The 23548-nt window shown below is 67.9% G+C and carries 19 protein-coding genes and 1 pseudogene; 10 read left to right on the plus strand and 10 right to left on the minus strand.

Translation table 11 applies throughout. The annotated features are described in order from the left end of the window. From BLR75_RS12680 to BLR75_RS12690, 3 genes are all read right to left on the minus strand, one after another. The coding region (locus tag BLR75_RS12680) for a biotin/lipoyl-containing protein (RefSeq protein ID WP_175469374.1) at nucleotides 1-1039 on the minus strand (1039 nt) is incomplete at its 3' end. An 11-nt stretch (nucleotides 1040-1050) separates the two neighbouring features. Next, nucleotides 1051-3696, minus strand: coding sequence for a pyruvate dehydrogenase (acetyl-transferring), homodimeric type (aceE, locus tag BLR75_RS12685; RefSeq protein WP_090416069.1), 2646 nt, complete (start codon nucleotides 3694-3696; stop codon nucleotides 1051-1053). A 127-nt stretch (nucleotides 3697-3823) separates the two neighbouring features. After that, the gene (locus BLR75_RS12690) at nucleotides 3824-4438 is read right to left on the minus strand and encodes a TetR/AcrR family transcriptional regulator (RefSeq protein ID WP_245726142.1); all 615 of its coding nucleotides are present in this window, start codon (nucleotides 4436-4438) and stop codon (nucleotides 3824-3826) included. 247 nt (nucleotides 4439-4685) lie between these two features. Here BLR75_RS12690 and BLR75_RS12695 point away from each other — a divergent pair, with 247 nt between their 5' ends. From BLR75_RS12695 to BLR75_RS12720, 6 genes are all read left to right on the plus strand, one after another. After that, a complete protein-coding gene (locus BLR75_RS12695) occupies nucleotides 4686-5552 on the plus strand; it encodes a fumarylacetoacetate hydrolase family protein (protein ID WP_084309765.1) in 867 nt (288 codons plus the stop codon). Nucleotides 5553-5751: 199 nt separating this feature from the next. Beyond that, nucleotides 5752-6753 carry a 2,4,5-trihydroxytoluene oxygenase gene (locus tag BLR75_RS12700; RefSeq protein ID WP_084309764.1) on the plus strand — a complete coding sequence of 334 codons (1002 nt, stop codon included), beginning with the start codon at nucleotides 5752-5754 and terminating at the stop codon, nucleotides 6751-6753. An 18-nt stretch (nucleotides 6754-6771) separates the two neighbouring features. Continuing rightward, nucleotides 6772-7383, plus strand: a complete 612-nt coding sequence (locus tag BLR75_RS12705) for a malonic semialdehyde reductase (protein ID WP_084309763.1) — start codon at nucleotides 6772-6774, stop codon at nucleotides 7381-7383. Between the two features lie 130 nt (nucleotides 7384-7513). Further along, nucleotides 7514-8752, plus strand: coding sequence for an MFS transporter (locus tag BLR75_RS12710; protein WP_084309762.1), 1239 nt, complete (start codon nucleotides 7514-7516; stop codon nucleotides 8750-8752). An 81-nt stretch (nucleotides 8753-8833) separates the two neighbouring features. Further along, nucleotides 8834-10339, plus strand: coding sequence for a CoA-acylating methylmalonate-semialdehyde dehydrogenase (locus BLR75_RS12715; protein ID WP_084309761.1), 1506 nt, complete (start codon nucleotides 8834-8836; stop codon nucleotides 10337-10339). 88 nt (nucleotides 10340-10427) lie between these two features. Then, the gene (locus BLR75_RS12720) at nucleotides 10428-11282 is read left to right on the plus strand and encodes a hypothetical protein (protein ID WP_084309760.1); all 855 of its coding nucleotides are present in this window, start codon (nucleotides 10428-10430) and stop codon (nucleotides 11280-11282) included. A 7-nt stretch (nucleotides 11283-11289) separates the two neighbouring features. On the opposite strand, the gene BLR75_RS12725 is transcribed toward BLR75_RS12720, so the two are convergent. The 7 genes and pseudogenes from BLR75_RS12725 to BLR75_RS12755 all read right to left on the minus strand — a co-directional run bounded on the left by BLR75_RS12725 (nucleotide 11290) and on the right by BLR75_RS12755 (nucleotide 18883). Next, nucleotides 11290-12183 (minus strand): polysaccharide deacetylase family protein, encoded by an 894-nt coding sequence (locus BLR75_RS12725; protein ID WP_084309759.1) that lies wholly within the window; start codon nucleotides 12181-12183, stop codon nucleotides 11290-11292. Continuing rightward, complete coding sequence (locus tag BLR75_RS12730) at nucleotides 12183-13055, minus strand: GNAT family N-acetyltransferase (RefSeq protein WP_084309758.1); 873 nt, start codon at nucleotides 13053-13055, stop codon at nucleotides 12183-12185. Before BLR75_RS12730 ends, BLR75_RS12725 begins: the two co-directional genes overlap by 1 nt. Nucleotides 13056-13352: 297 nt before the next feature. Next, complete coding sequence (locus BLR75_RS12735) at nucleotides 13353-14867, minus strand: 3-hydroxyacyl-CoA dehydrogenase (RefSeq protein WP_084309757.1); 1515 nt, start codon at nucleotides 14865-14867, stop codon at nucleotides 13353-13355. 13 nt (nucleotides 14868-14880) lie between these two features. Continuing rightward, nucleotides 14881-16023, minus strand: coding sequence for an acyl-CoA dehydrogenase family protein (locus BLR75_RS12740; protein ID WP_084309756.1), 1143 nt, complete (start codon nucleotides 16021-16023; stop codon nucleotides 14881-14883). A gap of 12 nt (nucleotides 16024-16035) precedes the next feature. After that, on the minus strand, nucleotides 16036-17232 hold the full coding sequence (locus tag BLR75_RS12745) for an acyl-CoA dehydrogenase family protein (RefSeq protein ID WP_084309755.1): 1197 nt from the start codon (nucleotides 17230-17232) through the stop codon (nucleotides 16036-16038). Nucleotides 17233-17273: 41 nt separating this feature from the next. Further along, nucleotides 17274-18110: pseudogene (locus BLR75_RS12750) on the minus strand (enoyl-CoA hydratase/isomerase family protein); the annotation flags it as partial. Next, a complete protein-coding gene (locus BLR75_RS12755; RefSeq protein WP_084309753.1) occupies nucleotides 18107-18883 on the minus strand; it encodes an enoyl-CoA hydratase in 777 nt (258 codons plus the stop codon). The pseudogene BLR75_RS12750 and the gene BLR75_RS12755, both read right to left, overlap by 4 nt. A gap of 172 nt (nucleotides 18884-19055) precedes the next feature. On the opposite strand from BLR75_RS12755, the gene BLR75_RS12760 reads away from it, so the two are divergent. From BLR75_RS12760 to aliB, 4 genes are read left to right on the plus strand one after another with little or no spacing between them, the layout of a single operon-like run. Then, a complete protein-coding gene (locus BLR75_RS12760; RefSeq protein WP_084309752.1) occupies nucleotides 19056-20714 on the plus strand; it encodes a cyclohexanecarboxylate-CoA ligase in 1659 nt (552 codons plus the stop codon). 31 nt (nucleotides 20715-20745) lie between these two features. After that, a complete protein-coding gene (locus BLR75_RS12765; protein ID WP_084309751.1) occupies nucleotides 20746-21513 on the plus strand; it encodes an SDR family NAD(P)-dependent oxidoreductase in 768 nt (255 codons plus the stop codon). Nucleotides 21514-21530: 17 nt separating this feature from the next. Next, nucleotides 21531-22313, plus strand: a complete 783-nt coding sequence (gene badI / locus BLR75_RS12770; RefSeq protein WP_084309750.1) for a 2-ketocyclohexanecarboxyl-CoA hydrolase — start codon at nucleotides 21531-21533, stop codon at nucleotides 22311-22313. Nucleotides 22314-22367: 54 nt separating this feature from the next. Continuing rightward, entirely contained in the window at nucleotides 22368-23507 is a 1140-nt protein-coding gene (gene aliB, locus BLR75_RS12775) for a cyclohexanecarboxyl-CoA dehydrogenase (protein ID WP_084309749.1), read from the plus strand. Nucleotides 23508-23548: the final 41 nt, after the last annotated feature.

Below are 23548 nucleotides of genomic sequence, written 5' to 3' on the forward strand. Positions count from 1 at the left end.
TCACGTGCGGCACGTTCAGCCAGCTGCGGTGCAGGTTGGCGGCGCCGACCTGCATCAGGCGGGTCATCGCCACTTCTTCCACTTCGCCGAACTTGCTGAAGTCGACTTCCGGAATCGGCGGGATGCCGGCACCGCCGGTCGCGCCGGCCGGCGCTTCCTTGGCCTTCTGCATCATCGCCTTGACGTAGACCTGCACGTCTTCCTTGAGGATGCGGCCCTTCGGACCGGTCCCCGGAACGACGGCCAGCTCGACGCCGAACTCGCGGGCCAGCATGCGCACGGCCGGGCCGGCATGCACCTTGGCGCCGTCGCGGCTCGGTGCGCCGACCGGCGGAGCGGCGGGCGCCTCCGGAGCAGCGGCTTGCGGCGCAGGCGCAGCGGCAGCCGGTGCCGGAGCGGGCGCCGCAGCCGGGGCTGCGGCAGGTTGTTCGGCGGCGGCCGGAGCAGCAGCGCCAGCCACCTTGAGCTTGAGGATCAGGTCGCCGGTGCCGACTTCGTCACCGACCTTGACCGTCACGCTTTCCACCACGCCGGCGGCCGGCGAGGGGATTTCCATGCTGGCCTTGTCCGACTCCAGGGTGATCAGCGACTGGTCGGCTTCCACCGTGTCGCCGGCCTGGACCATCACCTCGATGACGCTGGCCTTGCCGGCCGAGCCGATGTCCGGAACCTGGATGTCCTGCACGCTGGCCGCTGCCGCGGAAGCGGGTGCAGCAGCCTGCGGGGCCGGAGCGGCGGCCTGCGGCGCCGGTGCTGCAGCAGGTTCTTCAGTTTTGGCCGCAGGCGCTTCGGCGGCCGCGGCACCACCCTCGACTTCCAGCTCGAGAATCTCGTCGCCTTCCTTCAGGGTGTCGCCCAGCTTGACCTTGATGCTCTTCACCACCCCGGCCCTCGGGCTGGGGATTTCCATGCTGGCCTTGTCCGACTCCAGGGTCAGCAGGCTCTGGTCGGCCTCGACGCCGTCGCCGACCTTGACCAGCAGTTCGATGACTTCCCCTTCGCCGCTGCCGATGTCGGGTACGCGAATCAACTCACTCATCGTGCCTCTCCTCAGCAGTCCAGCGGGTTGCGTTTTTCAGGATCGATGCCGAGCTTGACGATGGCCTCGGCCACCACCTTCGGCTCGATCTCGCCACGGTCGGCCAGCGCTTCCAGCGCGGCCAGCACCACCCAGTTGCGGTCCACCTCGAAGAAGTGACGCAGCTTGCGGCGGGTGTCGCTGCGGCCGAAGCCGTCGGTGCCGAGGACCTTGTACTCCTTGCCCGGGACCCACTGGCGGATCTGCTCGGCGAAGAGCTTCATGTAGTCGGTGGAGGCGATCACCGGGCCCTTGCGGCCGGTGAGGCACTGCTCGACGTAGCTCTGCTTCGGCTTCTGCTCCGGATGCAGGCGGTTCCAGCGCTCGATGGCCAGGCCGTCGCGGCGCAGTTCGTTGAAGCTCGGCACGCTCCACACGTCGGCGCCGATGCCGAACTGCTCGCGGAGGATCTTCGCGGCTTCCTCGACTTCGCGCAGGATGGTGCCGGAACCCAGCAGCTGCACGTGGTGCGCGGCTTCCTTCCTGTCTTCCTTGAGCAGGTACATGCCCCTGATGATGCCTTCCTCGACGCCCTGCGGCATGGCCGGCTGCGGGTAGGCCTCGTTCATCACGGTGACGTAGTAGAAGACGTTCTGCCGCTCCTCGATCATCTGCCGCGCGCCTTCGCGGACGATCACCGCCAGCTCGTAGGCATAGGTCGGGTCATAGGTGCGGCAGTTGGGAATCACCGAGGCGAGGATATGGCTGTGCCCGTCCTCGTGCTGCAGGCCCTCGCCGTTCAGCGTGGTGCGCCCGGAAGTGCCGCCGACCAGGAAGCCGCGGGTCCGGCTGTCGCCGGCCGCCCAGGCGAGGTCGCCGACGCGCTGCAGGCCGAACATCGAGTAGAAGATGTAGAACGGCAGCATCGGCTGGTTGTGGTTGCTGTAGGAAGTGCCGGCGGCGATGAACGACGACATGGCGCCGGCCTCGTTGATGCCCTCTTCGAGAATCTGGCCCTTCTTGTCCTCGCGGTAGAACATCACCTGGTCCTTGTCGACGGGCTCGTACAGCTGGCCGACCGAGGAATAGATGCCGAGCTGGCGGAACATGCCCTCCATGCCGAAGGTGCGCGCCTCGTCGGGAATGATCGGCACGATGCGCGGGCCGAGCTCCTTGTCCTTGACCAGCTGCGAGAGGATGCGCACGAAGGCCATGGTGGTGGAAATCTCGCGGTCGCCGGTGCCGTCGAGGATCGCCTTGAGGGTTTCCAGCGGCGGAGTCGGCACGCTGAAGCTGTCCGGCCGCCGCTTCGGCATGAAGCCGCCCAGCGCATCGCGGCGCTCCTGCAGGTACTTGTATTCCGGGCTGTCCAGGTCCAGGCGGCAGTACGGCAGGCTTTCCAGCTGGTCGTCGCGCACCGGGATGTCGAAGCGGTCGCGGAACAGCCTGAGGCTCTCGATATCCACCTTCTTCACGTTGTGCGCGATGTTCTTCGCCTCGCCGGCGCCGGTGCCATAGCCCTTCACCGTCTTGGCCAGGATCACGGTGGGCTCGCCCTTGTGGTTCACCGCCCGGTGGTAGGCCGCATAGACCTTGTACGGGTCGTGGCCGCCACGGTTGAGCTTCCAGATTTCCTCGTCGGAGAGGTCCTTGACCATCTCCTTGAGTTCGGGGCTGTCGAAGAAATGCTCGCGGACGAAGGCGCCGTCGTTGGCCTTGTAGTTCTGGTATTCGCCGTCGACCACCTCGTCCATGCGCCGCTGCAGCAGGCCGGCGGTGTCCTTGGCGAACAGCGGGTCCCATAAGCGGCCCCAGATGACCTTGAGGACGCTCCAGCCGGCGCCACGGAACACGCCTTCCAGTTCCTGGATGATCTTGCCGTTGCCGCGTACCGGGCCGTCCAGGCGCTGCAGGTTGCAGTTGACCACGAAGATCAGGTTGTCCAGTTTCTCGCGGCCGGCCAGGGAAATGGCGCCCAACGCCTCCGGTTCGTCGCACTCGCCGTCGCCAAGGAAGCACCAGACCTTCTGCTTGCCGGCGGGGATGAAGCCGCGGCTTTCCAGGTACTTCATGAAGCGCGCCTGGTAGATGGCCTGGATCGGGCCGAGGCCCATGGACACGGTGGGGAACTGCCAGAAGTCCGGCATCAGCCACGGGTGCGGGTAGGAGGACAGGCCGTTGCCGTCCACCTCCTGGCGGAAGTTGTCCAGCTGCTCCTCGCTGATCCGCCCTTCGAGGAAGGCGCGGGCGTACACCCCCGGCGCGGTCGGACCCTGGATGAACAGCAGGTCGCCGCCATGCTCCTCGGTGGGTGCCTGGAAGAAGTAGTTGAAGCCGATGTCGTAGAGGGTCGCCGAGGAGGCGAAGGTGGAGATGTGCCCGCCCAGGTCCGGGTCCAGCCGGTTGGCGCGCATCACCATGGCCACCGCGTTCCAGCGGATCAGCGAACGGATGCGCCGCTCCATGAACAGGTCGCCCGGCATGCGCGCCTCGTGGGTCACCGGAATGGTGTTGCGGTAGGGCGTGGTGATCGCATAGGGCAGCTGGGTCCCGGTGCGGGTCGCCAGTTCGCCCATGCGCGTCAGCAGGTAGTGGGCGCGCTCCTCGCCTTCGTGTTCGAGAACGGACTCCAGCGAGTCCAGCCATTCTTGCGTTTCAGTGGGGTCGATGTCCTGCATTCTGCACTCCGGTGTCAGGGCCTGGAACTGCGGGGAGGCCGGCGCGAGAATCGCCGTCGGCCGCCATACAAAACGGTAACGAACCGCACCACAAATTGAAACGCCCGCCGATGCGCGATCGCTCCGGCTATTCCCTGGCGATGGACAAACCCTCCGTGAATACCTCGATCGCCTCGTCGATGAGCCGCTGTTTCTGCGCCCGGGTGGGCGACTCCAGCAGCCCCAGCAGACAGCGCAGCTGCAGGTCGCCGGTCAGCGCATCGAGGAAGATCACCGCCCGCGTGCGCGCATCCCCCGGGCGCACCAGCCCGGCGCCATCGGCCCAGGTGAAGTACTCGGCCAGGCAGCGGTAGGCCGCCCCCGGCGCCGCCTCGAAGAACGAGCGGGCGGCCTCCGGAGCGCGCGGCGCCTCGGCCACCACCAGCCGGTGCATGGCGATGGTGCGCGGTGCCAGGATCACCTCGAGGAAGGTCCCGGCGATCTCGCGCAGCGCGTCCTGCAAGGGCTTGCGCTTGAGGTCCATGTGCGTGAGCGGATTGACGATCTCCTCGCAGAGGCGCGCGATGATCGCCGCGAACAGCCCGTCCTTGTCGCCGAAATAGGCGTACAGGGTGCGCTTGGAGCCACCGATGCGCGCGATGATCGCGTCCACGCTGACCCCGGCGTAGCCCTCCTCCAGGAACATTTCCGTCGCCGCCGCGAGGATGCCCTCGCGCTTCTCGACCTGCCTCTGACTTTCCACCCGCTCGTTCAACGAACCTTCCCTCCCACGTCCAGCGAATCTGTCCGAACAACCGTACATAGCCTACCCGCGGCCTGCAGGGGGCTCCAGGCATGTAATGAAATCGAATCGAAGCCCGGCGGCATATTCGCAAAACTTCTTGGCTCCGAGTTGACAGAAGACATTGCGCATGGGAATCTCGACAAAACGGTACGGTACGTTACCGTTTACTGAAACCTTGAAAAAGAATAACAGCGAGGTACAGATCATGCGTTTCGTGCACTTTGCCGAAGGCTCCGCCAAGGGCCTTGCCGTGGAAACCGACGCCGGCCTGCGCGGCCTCAGCGAAAACCAGCCAGGCTATCCGGGCTCGCTGCAGCAACTGCTGGAAGCCGGCCCTGAAGCGCTGCAGCTGGCGCACCGCAAGCTCGGCGAAGCCCCTCTCCTGGATGCCTCCAGCATCCGCCATCTGCCACCCATCGAGCGCCCCGGCAAGATCGTCTGCGTCGGCCTGAACTATGCCGACCACACCAGGGAAAGCCCTTACGAGCAGCCCTCCTACCCCACCTTCTTCCCGCGCTTCGCCACCACCCTGATCGGTCACGGCGACGCCATCGTCCGTCCGCAGGCGTCCGAGCAGCTGGACTACGAAGGCGAACTGGCGGTGATCATCGGCAGCCGCGGCCGCCACATCCCGCGTGAACGCGCGCTGGAATATGTCGCCGGCTATTCCATCTTCAACGAAGCCTCGGTGCGCGATTACCAGTTCAAGTCGCCGCAATGGACCATCGGCAAGAACTTCGACGCCACCGGCGCCTTCGGCCCCACCTTCGTCAGCGCCGACGAGCTGCCCGCGGGCGCCAAGGGTCTCGGCCTGATCACCCGCCTCAACGGCAGGATCGAGCAGCAGGGCAACACCACCGACATGGTCTTCGATGTCGCCGAACTGATCGCCGTGCTCAGCGAAGCGGTGACCCTCGAACCGGGCGACGTGATCGTCACCGGCACCCCGGCCGGTATCGGCTGGGCCCGCCGCCCCATGCTGTTCATGCAGCCCGGCGACGTCTGCACCGTCGAGATCGAAGGGATCGGCACCCTGAGCAACCCGATCGCCGCCGAGACTCCGCCGGCCTGAGGCCGCGCCACAGTTCGCCCATAACCCGTTCGCCCTGAACCAGGCGGGATTCGCCCGGCCGGCCTAGCGCCGCGCCGGTGCTCCCGGCTGCCTGCGCCCGGACCGTTTCGCGGTCCGCGGACACGGCCGCCCGGAAAAAGGCCATCCCGCCGCCGAACGCCCCGAACCTGTCGCCGGCCACGGCCGAGGAGACGCAGCCATGCTGCACATCAAAGACATCAACCACGTGGTCTACCGGCATGCCGACCTCGACCGCCTCGAACGCTTCCTGCTCGACTTCGGCCTGGTCGTGGCCCACCGCAGCGAACAGCGCCTGTACCTGCGCGGCACCGGGCCGCTGCCCTACGTCTACATCGCCGAACGCGCCGACACCCCGGCCTTCGGCGCCATCGCCTTCGCCGTGGAAACCCTCGACGACCTGCAGGCTGCCGAGCGCCTGCCCGGCGCCTCGCCGATCCAGCCGCTGGAGCATCCCGGCGGCGGCCATTGCGTGGTCCTGCACGACCCATCCGGCCGGCGCATCGAGCTGGTCCACGGCATCCAGCCGGTCGAGCCGCTGCCCCACCGTTCGGCGCTGGTGCTCAACTCCGCGGTGGAAAAACGCCGCTTCGGCGAAGTTCAGCGACCCGGCAAGGGCGCGGCGCAAGTCATGCGCCTCGGCCACGTTGCCATCGGCGTCGCCGACATGACGGCGATGATCGACTGGTACCGCAGCGTGCTCGGCATGCTGCCGTCCGACCTGATCGTCGAGGGCGAGGAGCGCGACTGCCCGGCCGCCGCCTTCCTGCGCCTGGACCGCGGCGACCACTGGACCGACCACCACACCATCGCGCTGTTCCAGGCCGGCAAGGACGTGGTCCACCACGCCTCCTTCGAAGTGCAGGACTTCGACGCCCAGTGCCTCGGCCACGAATGGATGAACGAACAGGGCTGGACGCCTTTCTGGGGGGTCGGCCGGCATGTGCTCGGCAGCCAGATCTTCGACTACTGGCGCGACCCCTCCGGCAACCTCATCGAGCACTTCACCGATGGCGACCTGTTCAACCACGAATCGCCGATGAACTGCACCCAGGCCTGCGACTCCAGCCTCTACCAGTGGGGCCCGCCGATGTCGGTGGAGTTCTTCCTCGGCGGCAGCGACGAAGAAGAAAGCGTCGCCCCGCGTTCGCTCGCCGAGCGCCAGCGCCACAACCACCGCTGACCACAGGAGCCCAGCACCATGAAAGAAGCACTTTCCGAACCGGGACTCGACCTGCTGTTCCGCAACGCCCGCAGCCAGAACGGCTGGCTCGACCGGGACGTCAGCGACGACACCCTGCGCGCCATCTACGACCTGGTGCGCTGGGGCCCGACCAGCACCAACGGCTGCCCGGCGCGCATCGTCTTCCTGCGCAGCGCCGAGGCCAAGGCGCGCCTGCAGCCGGCGCTCGCCCCGGGCAACCTGGAGAAGACCCTGAGCGCGCCGGTGACCGCCATCATCGGCTACGACGCCGGCTTCCACGAGCAGTTGCCGCGCCTGTTCCCGCACAACCCCGGGATGCGCGACTGGTACGCCGCGCAGCCGCAGATGATCGAGACCGCGGCGCTGCGCAACGGCTCGCTGCAGGGCGGCTACCTCATCCTCGCCGCGCGCGCCCTGGGCCTGGACTGCGGGCCGATGTCCGGCTTCGACCACGCCATGGTCGACCGCGAATTCTTCGGCGCCGACGGCTGCTTCCCCGGCCAGCGGGTGAAGACCAACTTCCTCTGCAACCTCGGCTACGGCGACCCGGAAAAACTCTTCCCGCGCAGCCCGCGCCTGCCCTTCGAGGAGAGCTGCGTCCTGCTCTAGCGATCCCCGATCTGCCGGGCGCCAGCCGCGCCCAGCGCCGTACACAACAAGAACAAGGAGAAACCCATGCGGCACACCCACTCGATCCACCGATCCACGCACCGGCTGAACGGCTGACGGAGACGCGACCATGCACAACATCTCGAAATGGCACGTGCTCGTCGGCGGCTTCCTCGCCTATCTGTTCGATGCGATGGAAATCATCCTGCTGACCATCGCCCTGCCGGTGATCCGCCAGGACCTCGGCCTGAGCATCGGCGAAGCCGGCATGCTCGCCTCGGCGACGCTGCTCGGCATCGGCTTCAGCAGCATCACCACCGGCTGGTACTCCGACAACTTCGGCCGGCGCAAGGCGCTGCTGGCCTCGCTGATCAGCTTCGGCGCGCTGACCATGCTGGTTGCCTCCACCGGCAACTGGTACCTGCTGCTGTTGCTGCGCTTCCTCTCCGGCCTGGGTCTCGGCGGGGTGTGGGGCATCGTCTCGGCCTACATCGCCGAGACCTGGCCGCAACACCAGCGCGCCCGCGCCACCGGCTTCGTGCTCAGCTCCTTCCCGGTGGGCGCCGCCATCGCCGCGATGGCCGGCAAGGCGTTCCTGCCGGACTGGCAGATGCTGTTCCTCGCCGCGGGCATCTCGACGCTGATCCCGGTGCTCTACCTCTGGCTGTTCGTCCCCGAATCGCCGGAGTGGAAGGCGCAGAAGGACAGCGCCGCGAGCAGCGCGGAGGCTCCGGTCAAGGCTTCGGTACGGGAGATCTTCGCCCCCGACCTGCTGCGCCTGACCCTGCTCGGCACCGCCGCGGCGAGCTGCTCGGTGATCGGTTTCTGGGGCGCCAGCACCTGGCTGCCGACCTACCTGGTGCAGGAGCGCGGGCTGGAGATCGGCATGATGGCGCACTTCATGACCATCCTGAACATCGGCGCCTTCATCGGCATCAACGCCTTCGGCCTGTTCGCCGACCGCATCGGCAAGCGCAACGCCACCCTGCTGTCGCTGCTCGGCAGCGCGGTTATGCTGGCGGTCTACGCCCTCACCACGGACAACCAGGTGCTGTTCTGGCTGGGCCCGGTGTATGCGTTCTTCTACGCCTTCGCCAGCCTGTTCGCCTCCTACTTCAGCGCCCTCTACCCGGTGCGCGTGCGCACCATCGGCGCCGGCTTCTGCTTCAACTTCGGCCGCGGCCTGGCCGCCTTCGCCCCGCTGCTGCTGAGCGGCATCGCCACCAGCCACAGCCTGGGGCTCGGGCTGCTGGTGTGCGCCGGCTTCTTCGCCCTCGGCACGCTGATCATGTTCTTCATGCCCCAGGCCGAAGTGCCGCTCGCCGCCCCGGCGACAGCATTGAAGCCGGCTGGAAGCGCCGCCTCCTGACCATCCACCACTGACCTGCAGCCCCGCCAGCCCGGCACGCCCCCACGTGCCGGAACGGGACTGCTCATGCGGAGAAAAACCATGACCACCATCCTGCAGCACTACATCGACGGCCGTCGCAGCGAGGGCCGCAGCGGCCGCGTCGCCGACGTGCGCAACCCGGCCACCGGCCAGATCAGCGCCCAGGTGCCGCTGGCCAGCGTCGCCGAACTGAACGAAGCGGTGGCCGCCGCGAAGGCCGCCTTCCCGGCCTGGTCGGCGACCACCCCGCTGCGCCGCGCGCGGGTGCTCGGCCGCTTCAGGGAACTGCTGGAACAGAACGCCGAGAAGCTCGCGGCGATCATCACCGCCGAGCACGGCAAGGTGCACTCCGACGCCATGGGCGAAGTGGTGCGCGGCATCGAGGTGGTGGAGTTCGCCTGCGGCGGCCCGCACCTGCTCAAGGGCGAGGCCAGCGAGAACATCGGCAGCAACATCGACTCCCACGCGCTGCGCCAGGCCCTCGGCGTGGTCGCCGGGATCACCCCGTTCAACTTCCCGGCGATGGTCGCGCTGTGGATGTTCCCGGTGGCCCTGGCCTGCGGCAACACCTTCGTCCTCAAGCCGTCCGAGCGCGATCCGTCGGCGGCGTTGTTCCTCGCCGAACTGCTGGCCGAGGCCGGCCTGCCCGCCGGCGTGTTCAACGTGGTCAACGGCGACAAGGAAGCGGTGGACGCGATCCTCGCCCACCCGGACGTCCAGGCCGTCAGCTTCGTCGGCTCCACCCCGATCGCGCGCTACATCTACGCCACCGGCGCGGCCAACGGCAAGCGCGTGCAGGCCCTCGGCGGGGCGAAGAACCACATGGTGGTGATGCCCGACGCCGACCTCGACAAGGCCGCCGACGCACTGATGGGCGCGGCCTACGGCGCCGCCGGCGAACGCTGCATGGCGATCTCCATCGCCGTGGCGGTGGGCGACGCCACCGCCGACGCGCTGATCGAACGCCTGGCGCCGCGCGTGCGGGCGCTGAAGATCGGCCCGGGCACCGACCCGCAGGCGGAGATGGGGCCGCTGATCACCGGCGAGCACCGCGACCGTGTGCGCGGCTACGTCGACATCGGCGTCGAGGAAGGCGCCGCGCTGGTGGTCGACGGCCGCGAGTTCCGCATGCAGCAGCCGGGCTACGAGGACGGCTTCTACCTAGGCGGCAGCCTGTTCGACCACGTCACCCCGCAGATGCGCATCTACCAGGAGGAAATCTTCGGCCCGGTGCTCGGCGTGGTGCGGGTGCAGAGCTACCAGGAAGCGGTGGCGCTGATCAACGCCCACCAGTACGCCAACGGCACCGCCATCTTCACCCGCGACGGCGACTCGGCGCGCATGTTCGCCCACGAGATCCAGGTCGGCATGGTCGGCATCAACGTGCCGATCCCGGTGCCCATGGCCTTCCACAGCTTCGGCGGCTGGAAGAACTCGCTGTTCGGCGACCACCACATGCACGGCCCGGAAGGCGTGCGCTTCTACACCCGGCTGAAGACCGTCACCTCGCGCTGGATGAGCGGCATCCGCAACGGCGCCGACTTCGTCATGCCGACCATGAAGTGAACCCGCGGCGGGCCACCCGCCCGCCTTCCTCCTCGCTGCCCGCACGGCGATCCCGCGCGGGCGGCAACCGATTCGGAACCGCACCTCGATGAACGCAAAACAACTACAAGAACGCATTTGCAAGGTACTGACCGTATTCACCCTGACCGCTGCCGCAGCGGGCGCACAGGCCGCCGACTGGAGCGACACCTTCGTCGGCTTCCGCTACGGCGAGCACTTCACTGAACCGCCGGTGGACAAGAAGATCCAGAAGGAGATCTACCAGCTCGGCCATGCCAACGGTAACGAGTGGGGCATGAACTTCTTCAACCTCGACATCCTCAAGTCCGACAGCAACGACCCGAAGAAGGACAGCGACTCCGGCGCCATCGAGGCGTACATTGTCTATCGCCACCAGCTCTACCTGAGCAAGCTGTTCGACCGCTCGTTCCGCTACGGCCCGATCAAGGACATCGCCCTCAGCGGCGGCATCGAGCTGAACTACAAGAACACCGACTTCTCCACCCGCAAGCGCCAGTTGCTGCTCGGCCCGACGATCAAGTTCGACGTGCCCGGCTACCTCGACCTCAGCCTGTTCTACTCCATGGAGTGGAACCACTGCGGCCTGCCCGCCTGCCAGACCGAGAACATCGAGTTCGACCCGTACTACGTGATCCACCTGGCCTGGGGCTACCCCTTCCAGGCCGGCGAAGTGCCGCTGAAGTTCCACGGCTTCGCCAGCTACAAGACCGAGAAGGGCGAGGACTACTTCCGCCAGGACACCGGCGAGGAAAGCCTGGTGCGTGGCGCGCTGATGGTCGACGTCGGCAAGCTGGCGTTCGGCGAGAAGAACAAGTTCTGGGTCGGCCCGGGCTACGAGTGGTGGCACCACAAGTACGGCGCGGTGCACAAGCCGGGCGTCAACACCCGTGCGCCGACGCTGCATGTGGAATGGCATTTCTGACGGCCATTCAGGCCGGATCGATGCCCATCCAGTGCCGGGCGATCTCCTCGCGCCGGCACACCCACACTCCGTCGTGCGCCTGCACGTGATCGAGGAAGCGCGCCAGCGCCCGCGCCCGCGCGGGATGGCCGCTGATGCGCCCGTGCAGGCCGACGCTGAGCATCTTCGGCTGGCGGGCGCCCTCCTCCCATAGCTGGTCGAAGGCGTCCCTCAGCAGCTGGAAGAAGTCCTCGCCGGAAGCGAAGCCATGCGGCAGCAGGTAGCGGCAGTCGTTGTTCACCAGGGTGTAGGGGATGATCAGGTGCGCCGGCGGGTCGGGCAGCCAGTACGGCAGGTCGTCGTTGTAGGCGTCCGAGCTGTAGAGGAAGCCGCCCTCCTCGCGCAGCAGGCGCCGGGTGTTGCGGCTGACCCGCCCGGTGTACCAGCCGACCGGACGGCGGCCGCAGATGCGCTCGATCGCCTCGATGGTCAGGCGGATATGCCGGCGTTCCTCCTCCTCGGGAACCTCGCGGTAATCCAGCCAGCGATAGCCATGCCCGGCGACCTCGTGGCCGCCGTCGCGCAGCGCCGCGCCTATCGCCGGATTCAGTTCCAGCGCGCGGCCGACGGCAAAGGCGGTCAGCGGCAACCCGCGCTCGGCGAACAGATCGAGGATACGCCACACCCCGGCGCGAGAGCCGTATTCGTACATGCCTTCCACGCTCAGGTCGCGCTCGCCGCTGCGCGGCGGGCGGCCCGGCAGCTCGTGGAGATAGGCTTCGGATTGCGCATCGCCCTCGCCGATCGAGGACTCGGCGCCCTCCTCGACGTTCAGCACGAACTGCACCGCCACCCGCGCCTCGCCGGGCCAGTGCGGATGCGGTGGGCGGCCGGCGTAACCGGCCAGGTCGCGCTCGCCCATCAACCCAGCTCGAAGCTGGTGACGCCGAAGACGTGATGATGCGCCAGCTCCGGCGCCGGCCCGAGGTACATGCGCGCACAGCCGAACACTTCGGTCATGCCCTGGCGCCGCGCCAGTTCGACGGCGGCGGGATTGTTCTCCGGTGTATCGAGGAACAGCGGGCCGCCGGCGGCGTAGCCCGCCAGGTGCCAGTAGAGCGCGCTGGCCGCGGCGCTGTCGTCGGCGAACAGCGGGCCGATCTTGCAGCCTTCGCGGCAGCTGCGCACCACGCCGTAGCCGGCCAGTCGCCCGTCACGCCGGCAGGCCAGGGCGAGCGCCTCCGGCTGGGCGATCCAGCCTTTCAGGAAGGCAGGACGCGGGGCGGGGAAGCAGGTGCGGTCGTAGGCGAGGACGTCCTCGAAGGAGAAGTCGGTGAGCGGGACTATGTCCTCGACGTCCACCGGCGTGCTGCTCGGCCGCACCGGAATCTCGGCGCGGAAACGCAGGTCGCGGTGGGAAAACACGAAACCGCCCTTCGCGTAGTAGTCCTGCATCTCGAACACGCCATCCAGGCCGATGGTCGCCCCCGGTTGCAGACGTGCGATCAGCCGCTCCCGGCGCTCGTGCCAGAGGCGGTCGCCGAAGCCGCGCCCGCGATATTTCGGACGCACGATGAAGAAGCCCATGAAGCCGAACTCGCCCTCGTAGGACGTGATGGCGCCGCCGCCGATCATCTCGCCGTTGAACTCGGCGGCAATGAACGCCTCGGGATCGGCCGCCCAGAACAGCTCCGCATCGAGCAGCCCGGGATTCCAGCCCTCCCGCGCCGCCCAGCCGACGAGCTCGTCGAGCTCCGCGCGGTTCATGTTGCGTATCAGCAGTTCATTCGACATAGCGATGCCCTCCTCTGCCGCTGGTCAGGCACGACCGGGTTCGCTGCCGTGTCTTTCGGTATAGCGCCGGGGAGACGATCGATCCAGAGCGGCGCGACCGGCGTGGCGGATGAATGGAGACCGGATGTTGCATATGTCGTAGGAGCAACCGTCTCGGTATCTCAGCGCATTTTGTTCGCGAGCAAGCTCGCTCCTACAGGTCGAGGCCGGGTTTGACGATTGCAGGAGCGGGCCATGCCCGCGACACGCCGTGCCGAGCCAGGTCGCGGGCATGGCCCGCTCCTGCAGTGGCATCCGTCACTCCTCCGGTGCGGTCAGCGGCAGGCCGAGCTGATTGCGCCGCCGCAGCCACGGGCTCACCCGGTAGCGCGGCTCCTGGTACAGCTCGTGCATCCGCCGAAGAATCGCCTCGATCTTCACCGCACCATAGCGATCGCCGAACCCCAGCGGCCCATGTGGATAACCGAGGGCAAGCTGCACCGCGCGGTCCAGCGTCGCCGGATCGGCGATGCGCCTTTGGGCGATCTCGCAGCCGAGGTTGACGATGCCGGCGAGCACGCGCTGGGCAATGAAACCGGGAGAGTCGTGGATCACCTCCACCGGCACACCGTCCGCACCGAGGGCCTGCCGCGCCTGCGCCAGCACCTGCGGGTCCAGCGCCGGCTGACGCATCAGCACGCGGCGTTTGTCGAAGCCGGCGAAGGTTTCCAGCGCCAGGCTGCGCTCGGCCGGCAGTTGCAGGCGGGCGATGGCGCTGGTGGCGTCCTCGCCCAGCGGAGTGACCAGGCAGATCGCCTGCGAACCTGGCCGGTCACCGCTTTCCAGCGCAGCACCGGCCGCTTCCAGCACGCAAGCGACCTGCTCACGAACAGCCGGATCATCGCTGTCCAGCCAGAACGGCCGGTCGATAGCCACCTGTTCCGGCGCAGGCTCGCTCTCAAGCAAAGGCTTGCCGTCCACATACCGATAGAACCCCCGCCCACTCTTGCGCCCCAGCAACCCGGCAGCCACCCGTGCCGGCAGCAGGGCCGACGGGCTGTAGCGCGGCTCCTGATAGAACTGCTGGTAGATCGACTCCATCACCGTGTGGCCGACATCCAGTCCGACCAGATCGAACAGCTCGAACGGCCCCATGCGGAAGCCCAGGCTGTCGCGCAGGATGCGGTCGATCTGCTGCGGCGTGGCGATGCCCTCGGCAAGGATGCGCAGCGCCTCCGGGCCATAGGCACGGCCGGCGTGATTGACCAGGAAGCCGGGCAGATCCGGGGTGATCGCGGCGAAATGCCCGGCCTTTTCCGCCAGTGCGACCAACCGCTCGATCACCTGCGGATCGGTCAGCTCGCCGCGCACCACCTCGACGATCTTCATCAGCGGCACCGGGTTGAAGAAGTGGAACCCGGCCACCCGCTGCGGATGCCGGCAGGCGCTGGCGATCTGGCTGACCGAGAGTGACGAGGTGTTGCTCGCCAGCACCGCATCTTCGCCTGCCACTTCCTCCAACTGGCGGAACAGTGCCTGCTTGGCGGCAAGGTTCTCGACTATGGCCTCGATCAGCAGGTCGCAGCCGGCCAGCTCGCCAATGGTCTCGGCTGGGCGCATGCGCGCCACGGTCGCCTGCAAGTCTTCAGCACTCAACTTGCCCTTGGCGGCGGCGCGTTCCAGTTGCTCGCGATTGAACGCCAGCGCCTGTTCGATGGCTTCAGTGCGGCTGTCGTGCAGCAGCACCTCGCAGCCGGCGCTGGCGAACAGCTGGGCGATGCCCCGGCCCATGGCGCCGCCGCCGATGACGCCGATGCGCGTGAATCCACTCATGTGCATTTCCTCCTCAGGCGCTCTGCAGCAGGTCGGCGTAGGCGCGCAGGTGATGGTCGTCGTCGCCCAGCTGATGGCTCAGCATCACCAGGCGCTTGGCGTAGTGCGCGAGATTGTATTCCCAGGTCATGCCGATGCCGCCATGCAGCTGGATCGCCTGCTCGGCGACGAAGCGCGCCGCGCGGGTGACGATGAACTTGGCCGCGCTGAGGCGGCGGCTACGTTCGTCGCTATCCGGCTGGTCGGCGACGCAGGCGGCGAGGATAGCCATCGAGCTGGCCAGCTCCAGTTCGCCGCGCATGTCCGCCATGCGGTGCTGCAGCACCTGCAGCTTGCCGATGGGCGCGCCGAACTGCTGGCGGGTCTTCAGGTAATCGAGGGTGATGCGGAAGGCTTCCTGCATCGCGCCGACCGCCTCGGCGCACTGCGCGGCGATGGCGCGGCCCTGCTGGTAGCGCAGCGCGTTGAGTGCTTCTCCGGCCGCACCGAGCAATGCGTCATGGGGCACCACGACATTGTCGAGCCAGATATCGCAGCCGCGCGGGCCGTCGATGCACGGATAGTCGCGGCGGCGCACGCCAGCCAAAGCCGGATCGACCAGGAACAGGCTGATGCCCTGCTCGTCCAGCGCCTCGCCGGCACTGCGCGCGGAAACCAGCAGCAGCCCGGCGCTGTGTCCGCCGATCACCGAGCACTTGCGCCCGTTCAGGCGCCAGCCGCCGTCCACCGCTTCGGCGCGGGTCTGCACGTCGTGCAACTGGTAGTGGCTCTGGCTTTCCTCCAGCGCCACCGCCAGTTGCAGTTCGCCGCTGGCTACCGCCGGCAGCAGGCGTTCGCGCTGGCGGTCGTCGCCGAGCTGCTGCAGCAGGCCGGCGCCGTGGATCTGCGATTGCAGGAACGGCTCCAGGCACAGGCCGCGACCCAGCTCGTTCATCACCAGCATGCCGTCCACGCCGCTGCCGCCGAACCCGCCAAACGCTTCGGCGATCGGCACGCCGGTCAGGCCCAGTTCGCCGAGCTGTCGCCAGAACTCGTGGCTGAAACCGGCCTCGCTGCGGTAATGGCGTTCGCGCTGCTCGAAGCCGTACTGGTCGTGGACCAGGCGGGCCACGGTGTCCTGCAGCATCTGCTGCTCTTCAGTCAGGTTGAAGTCCATGGTCCGTACCCCTCACAGCTCGAGAATCATCTTGGCGATGATGTTCTTCTGGATTTCGTTGGAGCCGCCGTAGATGGACAGCTTGCGCAGGTTGAAGTACTGGCCGGCGGGCGCGGCGCTGTAGCCGGCGTGCAGCGGTTCGCCGGGGAAGTCGAAGTCCAGCTCCTCCTCCAGGAACGGCAGGGCGTGCACGCCGAGCACCTTGCGTTGCAGATGGCTGATGGCCTGGCGGATTTCCGAGCCCTTGATCTTCAGGATCGAGCTTTCCGCGCCCGGCACGCCGCCGGACTGCGCGGCGGCGAGGATGCGCAGGGTGCTCATCTCGACGGCCAGCAACTGCATTTCCACTTCCGCCAGTTGCAGGCGGAACAGCGGGTCGTCGAGCAGCGGACGGCCGTTGCGCAGCTCGACGGCAGCGACCCGCTTGAGCTGCGCCAGCGCCGCCTTGGACAGGCCGATCCCCGCCTGCCCGGTGCGCTCGTGGGTGAGCAGGTACTTGGCGCAGGTCCAGCCCCTGTTCTCCTCACCCACCAGGTTCTCCACCGGAACCCGCACATTGTCGAAGAACACCTCGTTGACCTCATGGTCGCCATCGAGGGTGATGATCGGGCGGACGCTGATACCGGGGGTGTCCATGTCGATCAGCAGGAAGCTGATGCCACGCTGCTGCTGCGCCTCGGGGTCGGTGCGCACCAGGCAGAAGATCCGGTTGGCGTGCTGGCCGAGGGTGGTCCAGGTCTTCTGGCCGTTGACGATGTAATGGTCGCCGTCGCGCACCGCACGGGTCTTCAGCGATGCCAGGTCGGAACCGGCGCCCGGCTCGGAATAGCCCTGGCACCACCAGTCCTCGCCGGAGAGGATGCGCGGCAGGTAGTAGGCCTTCTGCGCCTCGTTGCCGAATTTCATGATGACCGGCGCGACCATGTTGACGCCGAAGGAGATCAGCCGCGGCGCGCCGTGGGCGGCGCACTCTTCCTCGAAGATGTGCCGCTGCACCACGCTCCAGCCGGTGCCGCCATGCTCCACCGGCCAGTTCGCGGCATACCAGCCGCGCCCGGAAAGGATGCGCTGCCAGCGCTGGTGGTCGTCCTTCGACAGGTGCTTGCCGAGGCGCACCTTGGCGGCGATATCCGCCGGCACGGCGTCGGCGAGGAAGGCGCGCACTTCGTCGCGGAAGGCGAGTTCTTCGGGGGTGTAGTCGATATCCATGCTGGAAATCCTCAATCGGTAGTGCGGTCGGTGCGGCGCGCGCGGGCCGCCTCGCGTTCGGCGAAAAACTTCTTCACCAGCGCCTCGCGCTGCGGCGACTGCATGCATTCGAGAAACAGCGCGCGCTCGCGGCGCAGGCCGTCGGCCAGCGGCAGGCAGGCGGCCGCTTCGATGGCGGCGATGCAGCGCAGCGGGGCGAAGGCTTCCGGCTGTTCACGGCGGATGCGCTCGCGCCACTGGTCGAACAGGCCGGCATCGACCGGCGGAATCGCGATCTGCCCGGTGCGACGCGGCCCCGCCTCGCCGGCGAGCAGGCGCGCGGCGAAGGCCAGCCCGTCTTCCAGCGGATCGCCTTCGAACAGGCCATCGAGAATCCCGCAGCGCTGCGCCTCGGCGGCATCGATGGGCGCACCGCCGACGATCATTTCCAGCGCCTTCTCGACACCGGTCAGACGCGGCAGGCGCTGCGTGCCGCCGGCGCCAGGCAGCAGGCCGAGGCGCACTTCCGGCAGGCCGACCCGCGCATCGCGGCGGGCGATGCGGTAATGGCAGGCCAGCGCCACTTCCAGCCCGCCGCCCAGCGCCGAGCCGTGCAGCACCGCCAGCGAGGGCTTGCCGCAGCTCTCGATGGCCGAGGTCAGCTCCGGCAGGATCGGCGCCTGCGGCGGCTGGCCGAATTCACGGATATCCGCGCCGGCGATGAAGGTCTTGCCGGCGCAATACAGCAGCACCAGTTCGATCGCGGGGTCGCTCCCGGCGGCGGCGAACGCCTCCATCAGCCCGGCGCGCACGGCGTGGCCGAGGGCGTTGACCGGCGGGTTGTCGATGCGGATCAGGGCGACCCGTCCCTCGCGGGACAGCTGTACGGGTGAAGTCATCGGTGGGTCCACTCCGGCTTGCGCTTCTGGATGAAGGCCTGCATGCCTTCCTTCTGGTCGGCGCTGGCGAAGCTGGCGTGCAGCAGCCGCCGCTCGAAGCGCACGCCCTCGGCGAGGCTGGTCTCGAAGGCGCGGTTGACCGCCTCCTTGTTCAGCTTCACCGCCACCGCCGAATGGCCGGCGATCTGCGCCGCTACGCTCATGGCCTCATCCAGCAGGCTGGCCGCCGGCACCACGCGGCTGACCAGCCCGCAGCGCTCGGCCTCGTCGACCTCCATCAGGCGCCCGGTCAGGCACAGGTCCATGGCCTTGGCCTTGCCCACCGCGCGGGCCAGGCGCTGGGTGCCGCCGGCGCCCGGCAGCGTGCCGACCTTCACTTCCGGCTGGCCGAAGCGGGCGTTGTCGGCGGCGACGATCAGGTCGCACATCATCGCCAGCTCGCAGCCGCCACCCAGCGCCAGCCCGGCCACCGCGGCGATCACCGGCTTGCGGCAGCGCGTCACCTCCTCCCAGCTGGCGGTCACGAAATCCTCCAGATAGACGTCGGCGAAGCCCTTGAACTGCAGCTCGGAGATGTCCGCGCCGGCGGCGAAGGCCTTGTCGTTGCCGGTGATCACCAGCGCGCGGATGTCCGCGTCGCGTTCCAGATCGCGCAGGCCGCGGCCCAGTTCGTCCATCAGTTCGCCGTTCAGCGCGTTGTGTACCGCCGGGCGATTCAGACGGATCAGGCCGACCGGTCCATGCCGTTCGACGAGGATGCAGTTGTAGGTCATGACCTTTCCTCTTCTTGTAATTGGGTGCACCCGAAGGGCTTGCTCCGAAGATAGTCCCGCCACAACATAAAGACAACATGTTGACATATTAAAAATCGAAGGCGTATCTTCGGCCCCATCGTGAAAGACGCCTCACCCGTTACAAGAACAACAGATCACGAAGGGTCAACTCATGAAGATCAGCACCAACCTGCAGCCGCAGCGACGTTCGGCCATGCTTGCCTCCGGCGCATGGAATGACAGGATCATTACAGATTATCTGGATAACGCCCTGGCTGCCGGCGCCGACCGGACGGCACTGGTCGCCTACCGCGCCGGCAGCGACGAGCGCGTCGAGCTGAGCTACGCGGAACTCGACCGTCGCGTCACGCGGATGGCCTGCGGCCTGGCCGCGCTGGGGGTGGAAGCGGGCGAGGTGGTGTCCTGCCAGCTGCCCAACTGGTGGCAGATGGTGGCGCTGCACCTGGCCTGCGTGCGCATCGGCGCGGTGCTCAACCCGCTGATGCCGATCTTCCGCGAACGCGAGCTGCGCTTCATGCTGGCCCACGCCCAGAGCCGGGTGATGGTGATCCCGCACAGCTACCGCGGCTTCGACTACAGCGCCATGCTCGACGGCCTGCGCGGCGACCTGCCGGACCTGCGCCAGGTGCTGGTGATCGGCGGCGAAGACACCTTCGAACAGCTGCTGGTGCGCCGCGCCTGGGAAGAGGAAAGCGACGCCGCCGCGCTGTTCGCCGCGCGCCGACCGGGCGCCGACGACGTGGTGCAGCTGCTCTACACCTCCGGCACCACCGGCGAGCCGAAGGGCGTGCTGCACACCTCCAACACCCTGTTCGCCAACGTCCGTCCCTATGCCGAACGCCTGCACCTGGGCGGCGACGACGTGGTCTTCATGGCTTCGCCCATGGCGCACCAGACCGGCTTCCTCTATGGCCTGATGATGCCGATCTACCTGCAGTGCCGCGCGGTGCTGCAGGACGTCTGGGACCCGTGCTTCGCCGTGCGGGTCGCCAGGGCCGAGCGGCCGACCTTCACCATGGCCTCGACGCCCTTCCTCGCCGACCTGATCGAGATCGCCCCGCAGCATCCGGACGCGCTGTCGTCGCTGCGCACCTTCCTCGCCGCCGGCGCGCCGATCCCCAGCGCGCTGGTGGAACGGGCCGGATCGGTGGTGAACACGCGGATCGTCTCCGCCTGGGGCATGACCGAGAACGGCGCGGTGACCACCACCTTCCCCGAGGACCCGGCCGAGCGCGCGATCCACAGCGACGGCACGGCGCTGCCGCATATGCAGGTGCGGGTGGTGGACGACCACGGCCAGCCGCTGCCCGCCGGCGACGAAGGCCACCTGCAGGTGCGCGGCGCCAGCCTGTTCGTCGGCTACCTGAAGCGCCCCGAGCTGTACGGCGTCGATGCCGACGGCTGGTTCGAGACCGGCGACCTCGCGCGGATGGATGAGCAGGGCTACATCCGCATCACCGGGCGCACCAAGGACGTGGTGATCCGCGGCGGCGAGAACGTTCCGGTGGTCGAGGTGGAGAACCTCATCTACAAGCACCCGGCCGTGTCCGCCGTGGCCCTGGTCGGCTGCCCGGACGAACGCCTGGGCGAGCGCGTCTGCGCCTACGTCACCCTGCACGACGGCCAGCCGGCGCCGACGCTCGACGAGCTGACCGCCTTCCTCCTCGACCAGCGCCTGAGCAAGACCTACCTGCCGGAATACCTGGAAGTGCTCGACGTCCTGCCGCGCACGCCGTCCGGAAAGATCCAGAAATTCAAGCTGCGCGAACTCGCCCGGGACATCCGCCTGGGCGTGGCGAAACGCGCCTGACCGCCCCTACTCGATGCAAGAGGACAGCCCCATGAAAGGTCTCAGTGGAAAAACCGTAATCATCACCGGCGGCGGTGGCGGCATCGGCCGCGCCGTATGCCAGCGCTTCGCCGCCGAAGGCAGCCTGGTCGCCGTGCTCGACCGCGACAGCGCCGCCGCCCAGGCCACCGTCGACCTGATCCGCGAAGCCGGCGGCAAGGCCGTCGCCTACGCCGCGGACATCGCCGACTACGCCGCCATCGTCGACACCGTCGCGGCCATCGAGAAGGACCTCGGCGTGCCGACCGTGCTGGTCAACAACGCCGGTTTCGACCGCTTCATGCCGTTCCTCAAGACCGAGCCGGAAATGTGGCAGCAACTGATCGCCATCAACCTCACCGGCGCGCTGAACATGCACCACGTGGTGCTGCCGAAGATGGTCGCGGCCGGCGGCGGCCGGGTCATCAACATCGCCTCCGACGCCGCCCGCGTCGGCTCGTCCGGCGAAGCGGTGTACGCCGCGTGCAAGGCCGGCCTGCTCGGCCTGTCGAAGACCCTGGCGCGGGAGCTGGCGACCAGGAACGTCACCCTCAACGTGGTCTGCCCCGGCCCGACCGACACCGCCCTGCTGAAGAGCGTGGCCTCCACCTCGAACAACCCCGAGAAACTGCTGGAAGCCTTCACCGCCGCCGTGCCAATGCGCCGCCTCGGCCAGCCGGAAGACTACCCGGGGATCATCACCCTGCTCGCCAGCGACGACGCCAGCTTCATCACCGGACAGGTCATCAGCGTGTCCGGCGGCCTGACCATGGCCGGCTGATCAAAAGGAGAACCGACATGAACTACGAAGACATCCTCTACGCAGAAAACGACGGCGTAGCCACCATCACCATCAACCGCCCCGAGCGCTACAACGCCTTCCGCGGCCAGACCTGCCTGGAGCTGATCGACGCGTTCAACCGCGCGGGCTGGAACAAGGCCATCGGCGTGATCGTGCTCACCGGCGCCGGCGACAAGGCGTTCTGCACCGGCGGCGACCAGGGCGCCCATGAAGGCCAGTACGACGGCCGCGGCATCATCGGCCTGCCGGTGGAAGAGCTGCAGGGCCTGATCCGCGCCGTGCCCAAGCCGGTGATCGCCCGCGTCAACGGCTTCGCCATCGGCGGCGGCCACGTGCTGCACGTGGTCTGCGACCTCTCCATCGCCTCCGACAAGGCGGTCTTCGGCCAGGTCGGACCGAAAGTCGGCTCGGTCGACCCGGGCTTCGGCACCGCCTACCTGGCGCGGGTGATCGGCGAGAAGCGCGCCCGCGAGATCTGGTACATGTGCCGCAAGTACAACGCACAACAGGCGCTGGAATGGGGCCTGGTCAACGCCGTGGTGCCGCACGAGGAACTCGACGCCGAAGTGCAGAAGTGGTGCGACGAGATCCTCGAGAAGAGCCCCACCGCCCTCTCCATCGCCAAGCGCTCGTTCAACGCCGACAGCGAGAACATCGCCGGCATCGGCGGCCTCGGCATGCAGGCCCTGAGCCTGTACTACGACACCGAGGAGTCGAAGGAAGGCGCCGCCGCCTTCCGCGAGAAGCGCAAGCCGGACTTCCGCAAGTTCTACAAGTGACCGCCACGCCGGCAGCTTCAAGGCTGCCGGCCTGAACCTGGCCTGGAGAGAATCATGAACTTCGCCTTCACCGAACAACAGAACGCCATCCGCGAAACCGTCGCCCGCTTCAGCGCCGACGTGCTCGCTCCGGGCTACCGCCAGCGCGACCGCGACGGCCGCATCGAGCGATCCACCATCGCCCAGCTCGGCGAGATGGGCCTGCTCGGCGGCGAGCTGCCGGAGGAATTCGGCGGCAGCGGCCTGGACTGCGTCACCGCCGGGATCATCATCGAGGAGATTTCCCGCGGCGACTTCAACGTCGGCTACATCCCGCTGCTGGCCTCGCTCAACGGCCAGATCATCGCCCGCTACGCCGCGCCGGAACTGGCGCGCGAGTGGCTCGGCGAAATCACCGCCGGGCGCAAGGTGGTGTGCATCGCCCTGACCGAACCCCACGGCGGCTCGGACGCGGCCAGCCTGCGCCTGAAGGCCGAGCGCAAGGGTGACGTCTACGTCCTGAACGGCGAGAAGACCTCCATCTCCATGGCCGACCAGGCCGACGTCGCGGTGGTCTTCGCCCGCACCGGCACGCCGGAAGAGCGCGCCAGCGGCATCAGCGCCTTCCTCGTGCCGATGAACCTGCCCGGCATCAGCACCACTCGCTTCGACGACGCCGGCGAGCGCGCCATCGGCCGCGGCTCGATCTTCTTCGACAACGTGGAAGTGCCGGCCAGCCATCGTCTCGGCGAGGATGGCAAGGGCTTCAGGCAGGTGATGCAGGGCTTCGACTACAGCCGCGCGCTGATCGGCCTGCAGTGCCTGGCGCTGGCCCAGCAGTCGCTGGACGAAACCTGGCAGTGGCTCACCGAGCGCCAGGCCTTCGGCCAGAACCTGAACGCCTTCCAGGGCCTGACCCATCCGCTGGCCGAGCTGCAGACCTACGTCCACGCCGCGCGCCTGCAGTGCTACTACTCCCTGTGGCTGAAGGACAGCGGCCAGCCGCACAACGCCGAGGCGGCGATGAACAAGTGGTGGGCGCCGAAACTGGCCTTCGACGTGGTCAAGCAGTGCCTGCTGGCCCACGGTCACACCGGCTACGGCGAGGATTTGCCGTTCGCCCAGCGCCTGCGTGACGTGCTCGGCCTGCAAATCGGTGACGGGACGGCGCAGATCATGAAAAATATCATCGCCCGGGAACTTACCCCCCGGTAACGCCTTGCTCTGCCGACGGGCCAGGCGAATCCCATCGACAC

It is taken from the genome of Pseudomonas jinjuensis, from assembly GCF_900103845.1.
Taxonomy (GTDB): domain Bacteria; phylum Pseudomonadota; class Gammaproteobacteria; order Pseudomonadales; family Pseudomonadaceae; genus Pseudomonas; species Pseudomonas jinjuensis.

Bases quoted from the DNA above. Each gene is read 5' to 3' on its own strand.
- BLR75_RS12740 (WP_084309756.1), bottom strand. From the start codon at position 16,023: ATGGACTTCAACCTGACTGAAGAGCAGCAGATGCTGCAGGACACCGTG.
- BLR75_RS12705 (WP_084309763.1), top strand. From the start codon at position 6,772: ATGAAAGAAGCACTTTCCGAACCGGGACTCGACCTGCTGTTCCGCAAC.
- BLR75_RS12725 (WP_084309759.1), bottom strand. From the start codon at position 12,183: ATGGGCGAGCGCGACCTGGCCGGTTACGCCGGCCGCCCACCGCATCCG.
- BLR75_RS12745 (WP_084309755.1), bottom strand. From the start codon at position 17,232: ATGGATATCGACTACACCCCCGAAGAACTCGCCTTCCGCGACGAAGTG.
- BLR75_RS12715 (WP_084309761.1), top strand. From the start codon at position 8,834: ATGACCACCATCCTGCAGCACTACATCGACGGCCGTCGCAGCGAGGGC.
- BLR75_RS12720 (WP_084309760.1), top strand. From the start codon at position 10,428: ATGAACGCAAAACAACTACAAGAACGCATTTGCAAGGTACTGACCGTA.
- BLR75_RS12730 (WP_084309758.1), bottom strand. From the start codon at position 13,055: ATGTCGAATGAACTGCTGATACGCAACATGAACCGCGCGGAGCTCGAC.
- BLR75_RS12735 (WP_084309757.1), bottom strand. From the start codon at position 14,867: ATGAGTGGATTCACGCGCATCGGCGTCATCGGCGGCGGCGCCATGGGC.
- BLR75_RS12695 (WP_084309765.1), top strand. From the start codon at position 4,686: ATGCGTTTCGTGCACTTTGCCGAAGGCTCCGCCAAGGGCCTTGCCGTG.
- aliB (WP_084309749.1), top strand. From the start codon at position 22,368: ATGAACTTCGCCTTCACCGAACAACAGAACGCCATCCGCGAAACCGTC.
- BLR75_RS12755 (WP_084309753.1), bottom strand. From the start codon at position 18,883: ATGACCTACAACTGCATCCTCGTCGAACGGCATGGACCGGTCGGCCTG.
- aceE (WP_090416069.1), bottom strand. From the start codon at position 3,696: ATGCAGGACATCGACCCCACTGAAACGCAAGAATGGCTGGACTCGCTG.
- BLR75_RS12710 (WP_084309762.1), top strand. From the start codon at position 7,514: ATGCACAACATCTCGAAATGGCACGTGCTCGTCGGCGGCTTCCTCGCC.
- BLR75_RS12765 (WP_084309751.1), top strand. From the start codon at position 20,746: ATGAAAGGTCTCAGTGGAAAAACCGTAATCATCACCGGCGGCGGTGGC.
- BLR75_RS12700 (WP_084309764.1), top strand. From the start codon at position 5,752: ATGCTGCACATCAAAGACATCAACCACGTGGTCTACCGGCATGCCGAC.
- badI (WP_084309750.1), top strand. From the start codon at position 21,531: ATGAACTACGAAGACATCCTCTACGCAGAAAACGACGGCGTAGCCACC.
- BLR75_RS12760 (WP_084309752.1), top strand. From the start codon at position 19,056: ATGAAGATCAGCACCAACCTGCAGCCGCAGCGACGTTCGGCCATGCTT.